The sequence below is a fragment of the Deltaproteobacteria bacterium genome (assembly GCA_016875395.1).
In the GTDB taxonomy this organism is placed as follows: domain Bacteria; phylum Myxococcota_A; class UBA9160; order UBA9160; family UBA6930; genus VGRF01.
Genome location: VGRF01000061.1, coordinates 1 through 4,849, shown reverse-complemented (window position 1 = coordinate 4,849; position 4,849 = coordinate 1). Strand labels below are relative to the sequence as shown.

Here is a 4,849-nt window from a genome sequence, read left to right as displayed (position 1 = left end):
TCGACCTGATGTGCGAGCGAGCGCTCTCGCGCGACGTGCGCGGCGGGAAGCTCGCGGACCTGCAGATGACGCAGGAGAAAATCGCCGACAGCTGGATCGAGATCGAGCAGTTCCGCCTGCTCGTGCTGCGGACCGCGTGGCTGATCGACAAGTACAAGGACTACAAGAAGGTGCGGAAGGACATCGCCGCGGTGAAGGTCGCGATGCCGAAGGTGCTGCACGATGTCGTGTACCGCGCGATGCACCTGCACGGATCGCTCGGCGTCTCGGACGAGATGCCGTTCGCGGGCATGCTGATGGGCGCCGCGGTGATGGGCATCGCCGACGGGCCGACCGAGGTGCACAAGGTCACCGTCGCGCGGCAGGTGCTGCGCGAGTACAAGGGCGTCGACGGCCTCTTCCCGAGCGGCCACCTGCCCACGCGCAAGGCCGCCGCGCGCGAGCGCTTTGCGCACTTGCTCGAAGCGGAGGTCGGCAACCTCTAGCGCGTGCGACTTCGCCGCGTGCTCGGGGCTCGTTCGCAGCGCGAGCGAGCCCCGAGCCGTACCGGCAGCTACTTGCGCTGGAAGCTCGGCTTGCGCTTCTGCGCGAACGCGAGCGGCCCCTCTTTCGCGTCGTCGCTGCGGAACACGGCCTGCCCGTAGTCCCACTCGTGCCGCAGCGCCGCGTCGAGCTCCATGCCGTCGCACTCGTGCAGCGTGCGCGTGATCGCCTCCACCGCGAGCGGCCCGTTCGCGCAGATCACCCCCGCGATCTCGCGCGCTTTCGCGAGTGCCTGCCCGTCGGCGACGACGTGACCGATCAGCCCGCACGCGAGCGCCTCGCGAGCTGTTAGGTGCTTGCCGGTGAGCAGGATCTCCGCGGCGTGCGTGTACGGGATCTGACGCGGAAGGCGCACCGCGGAGCCGCCCATCGGGTAGAGCGACCAGCGCGCCTCCGAGACGCCGAAGCGCGCGCTCTCGCCTGCCACGCGAATCTCCATCGCCTGCAGGATCTCGGTGCCCCCCGCGATCGCGACGCCCTCGACCGCCGCGATGATCGGCTTCTTCGGGCGGTAGTGACGAAACAGCGCCTTGTAGACGATGTCGGGATCGGCCTGCATGCGCGCCTGCACGTCGATCTCGCCGGCCTCGGCGCCGCTGTCCCCCGCCATCGCGCGCAGATCGGCGCCGGCGCAGAAGTTGCCGCCCGCGCCGGTGACGAGGATGCAGCGGATCTCGGGATCGCGAGACGCCTGCTCGTACGCGTCGTACATGCGAATCAGCATCTCGCCCGAGAGCGCGTTCATGCGCTTCGGTCGGTTCATCGTGATCGTCAGCAGGTGGCCAGCGCGCTCCACGATCGCGTCGGGCATGCGCTCTCCTTCGTGTGATCGCGCAGGATGCGCGATCTGCGCGGGCGACTTCCAGACCGCGCCAGCCCGGCGCGTTCGCGGCCTGCTGCGTTCGCCGTGCTACTGCTCGCGGCCATGCCCCGCGCGCGCACCGCGATCCGCCGCCGACTCCCGAAGCAGGAGCGCTCGCGGAGGCTGGTGGAGGCGATCGTCGAGGCGGCGCGCATCACCCTCGCCGAGAGCGGCGCGCAGGCGCTCACGACGGTGAACGTCGCGGCGCGCGCAGGCGTCTCGGTGGGCTCGCTGTATCAGTACTTCGCGGGCCGCGACGCGCTGCTCTTCGCCGTGCTGGAGGACGAAGTCGCGCGCTTTCAGCGCGAGTGGAGCGCGTGGCGCAGCGCGACGACGAGAGCGCCCGTCGCGGAGCGCATCGCGCAGGGCCTCGCACTCACGCTCGCGCACTACCGGCGCCTCGCGCGGAGCGAGCCCGCGTTCTTCCTCGCGCACCGCGACGAGATCCGCCGCGCGCTGCGCCCCGCGCGTACGCGCGAAGCGGGACACGCCCGCCTCGGGACGCGCGAGGATTTGCTGCGCGCGCGCGGCGCGTTCGTGCGCGAACGCATCGATCGCGTCGAAATCACGAGCTTCGTGTTGACGCACGGCGTCCAGGGCCTGCTCGACGCCGCGCTCGCGCACCAGCCGGAGATCCTCGAGGCGCCGGAGCTCGAGGCCGAGCTCGTCGCGCTCGTGTCGGGTTATCTGGTCGGCGGCGCTGCGCCTAGCGCCCCGGGTCGGGATCGCTGAAGCCGTACAGCTCCGCGAGCTCCTTCACGCGCCAGGTGCGACCGCTCTTCTCCATCACGCGCGGGTCGCTCGCAAGCGCCACCACCGCAGCGCCGCTGAAGCGCGTCGACTCTGAATTCGTCAGGTCGATCGGAATGTCGCGCTTCGCCGCCTGATCCAGCACGAACTCGGTGCGCACCGCGCTCGGCCACAGCGCCACCGACGCCACGCCGTGCGGCTTCAGCTCGTGCGCCATGTCCTTCGCGAGCCGGTCGAGCCCGCACTTCCCGACGCCGTACGCCGTGCTCATCGCGTACTGGGCGGCGCCGCGCGAGGAGATGTTCGCGATCAGACCTCGCTTCGCGCGCACCATCATCGGCGCGCCGTACACGCTCGCGACGTAGTGCGCGCGCAGCCCGACGCCGACCATGTCGTCCCAGATCGAGACGGGGTGCTCCCAGAAGCTGCCGCCCCACACTGGCGGGTCCGGCACCTTGAAGGCGTTGTTCACCAGAACGTCGAGGCGCCCGCCCTGCTCGCGCGCGACTCGCGCGAACAGCGCCTCGACTTGCGCGTCGTCCGCGTGATCGACCTGCAACGCGATTCCGCGGCCGCCGAGCTTCGTCACTTGCTCCGCCGTCTCGCCGATCGTGCCGGGCAGCGGCGCCGAGCCCGGCGTCAGCGTGCGTCCCGTGACGTAGACCGTCGCGCCCGCGGCGCCCAGCTCGAGCGCGATGCCGCGCCCGATGCCCCGGCTCGCGCCCGTGACGACTGCAACCTGCCCTGACAGAACGGCCATGAAATCCTCCGCGCCAACTCGAGAGAGGCGCGCGATGATACGCGCTTCCTCGCAGCAGAATCGGAGTACCCGTGAAGCTCTCAGGCAGAGTCGCAGCGGTGACGGGCGGCAGCCGCAGCATCGGGCGCGGCATCGTCGAGGCGTTCCTCGCGGAAGGCGCGCGCGTGGCGCTGAACGGGCGCGACGCCGAGAAGGGCAAGCGCGCGCTCGAAGAGCTCGGCGCGGGCGACCGCGCGATCTTCGTGCCCGGCGACGTGCGCAGCTCCGCGGACGTGAAGCGCCTCGTCGATGCGGCGGCGGATCGCTGGGGACGGCTCGACGTGATGGTGAACAACGCAGGCGGCATCACCGAGCCCTCGCCGATCGCGCAGCTCCGCGACGAAGCCTGGGCGAACGACGTGCAGTGGAATCTCACGAGCGTGTTCTACGGCATGAAGCACGCCTTCGCGCACATGATCCCCAACAACTCGGGCTGCGTGATCAACATCTCGTCCGTCGAGGGCAAGCTGGGCGTGCCAGGGATGGCGGGCTACGCGGCGGCGAAGCACGGCATCCACGGTCTCACCAAGTCCGGCGCTGCAGAAGTCGGGCGTCTCGGCATCACGGTGAACGCGATCTGCCCCGGCCTCGTGCTCACCGACGCCGTGACGCAGGGCGGGCCGACCACCGCGGCCGCGATGGGGCTCAGCTACGAGGACATGATCGAGAAGGTGTTCAAGGCGAAGACGCTCACCGGCGAGCTGAACTCCGTGGAGCAGATCGCGGCCGTCGCCGTGCTGCTCGCGTCGGACGCGGGCCGCGGCATCACCGGCGCGTTCTTCAACGTCGACGGGGGACAGTCGCCCTACTAGGCTGCATGCGGCCATGGGCATCGACCTGACTCGCCTTCCGCAGAGCGCCGAAGCGCTCTCGGCTGCCTGGCTCACCGACGCGCTGCGCAGCAGCGGCGCGATCGGCTCGGCGACGCACGTCGCGCGCTGTGACGCGAAGCCGCTCGGCGCGGGCGGCGGCCTGATCGGCGTCGTCGCGAGAGTCGCGCTCGAGTACGCGGGAGAGGCCGCGAGCGTGCCGCGCACGCTGATCGCGAAGTTCCCGTCGCCCATCGCCTCGAACCGCGCAGTCGCCGACACCTACGACATGTACGGCCGCGAGGTCCGCTTCTACAGCGAGCTCGCCGCCGCGACCCCGTTGCCGCATCCGCGCTGCTTCTTCGCCGGCCGCGCTCCGACGAGCTCGGACTTCGTGTTGTTGCTGGAGGACATCGGCGATCGGCGCATCGGCGACCAGGTCGCGGGCAGCGATCTCGCGGAGGCCGAGATCGTGGTCGACGCGATGGCCGCGTTTCACGCGTGGAGCTTCGGGCGCACCGGCGACGCGCGTTTCGCGTGGATCACGAGCCACGGGAACGACGCGCAGATCGCGGGGATGGAGGCCGGCTTCGCGTTCGGCTGGCCGCGCTTCGAGAACGAGCTCGCGGCGCTGATCCCGGCGCGCGTGAAGCAGTGGGGCCACCGCGTCGGGCCGAGCACGCGCGGGATCCTGACGCGCCTGTGCAGCGGGCCGCAGGTGATCGGCCACGCCGACTTCCGCCTCGAGAACATGTTCTTCGCTGCGAAGCCCGCGCAACCGCCCTTCGCGATCGTCGATTGGCAGTCGATCACGAAGACCTCGCCGGGCCAAGATCTCGCTTACTACTTCACGCAGAGTCTTCAGCTCGAGGTGCGCCGCGCCCACGAGCGCGAGTTGTTACGGCGCTACCTCGATGGCATGCGCGCCGCGGGCGTGCGCGACTATGCCTGGGATCAGCTCTGGCACGACTACCGCCTCGGCGCGCTCTACCTGCTCGCCTACGCCGTCACGATCGCGACCACCCTCGACCTCGCGAACGAGCGCGGCGCCGCCATCGCGCGCGCCCTCTCGCAGCGCGCCTGCGC

At 70.7% G+C, this 4,849-nt stretch carries 6 protein-coding genes; 4 read left to right on the top strand and 2 right to left on the bottom strand.

The features are described from left to right. On the top strand, positions 1-485 hold a 485-nt coding region (locus FJ091_21895; protein ID MBM4386004.1), incomplete at its 5' end, for an acyl-CoA dehydrogenase. 68 nt (positions 486-553) lie between these two features. Here FJ091_21895 and FJ091_21890 read toward each other — a convergent pair. Further along, positions 554-1,354, bottom strand: coding sequence for a crotonase/enoyl-CoA hydratase family protein (locus FJ091_21890; GenBank protein ID MBM4386003.1), 801 nt, complete (start codon positions 1,352-1,354; stop codon positions 554-556). 114 nt (positions 1,355-1,468) lie between these two features. Here FJ091_21890 and FJ091_21885 point away from each other — a divergent pair, with 114 nt between their 5' ends. After that, a complete protein-coding gene (locus tag FJ091_21885) occupies positions 1,469-2,137 on the top strand; it encodes a TetR/AcrR family transcriptional regulator (GenBank protein ID MBM4386002.1) in 669 nt (222 codons plus the stop codon). On the opposite strand, the gene FJ091_21880 is transcribed toward FJ091_21885, so the two are convergent. Further along, a complete protein-coding gene (locus FJ091_21880; GenBank protein MBM4386001.1) occupies positions 2,112-2,915 on the bottom strand; it encodes an SDR family NAD(P)-dependent oxidoreductase in 804 nt (267 codons plus the stop codon). The two genes, FJ091_21885 and FJ091_21880, sit on opposite strands and share 26 nt — an antisense overlap. 71 nt (positions 2,916-2,986) lie before the next feature. Between FJ091_21880 and FJ091_21875 the strand changes: the two genes are divergently transcribed. Both FJ091_21875 and FJ091_21870 read left to right on the top strand, forming a co-directional pair. After that, on the top strand, positions 2,987-3,766 hold the full coding sequence (locus FJ091_21875; GenBank protein ID MBM4386000.1) for an SDR family oxidoreductase: 780 nt from the start codon (positions 2,987-2,989) through the stop codon (positions 3,764-3,766). Positions 3,767-3,779: 13 nt separating this feature from the next. Then, positions 3,780-4,849, top strand: a 1,070-nt coding sequence (locus FJ091_21870; protein MBM4385999.1) for a phosphotransferase, incomplete at its 3' end; no start/stop codon positions are given.

Bases quoted from the DNA above. Each gene is read 5' to 3' on its own strand.
- FJ091_21890 (MBM4386003.1), bottom strand. From the start codon at position 1,354: ATGCCCGACGCGATCGTGGAGCGCGCTGGCCACCTGCTGACGATCACG.
- FJ091_21885 (MBM4386002.1), top strand. From the start codon at position 1,469: ATGCCCCGCGCGCGCACCGCGATCCGCCGCCGACTCCCGAAGCAGGAG.
- FJ091_21880 (MBM4386001.1), bottom strand. From the start codon at position 2,915: ATGGCCGTTCTGTCAGGGCAGGTTGCAGTCGTCACGGGCGCGAGCCGG.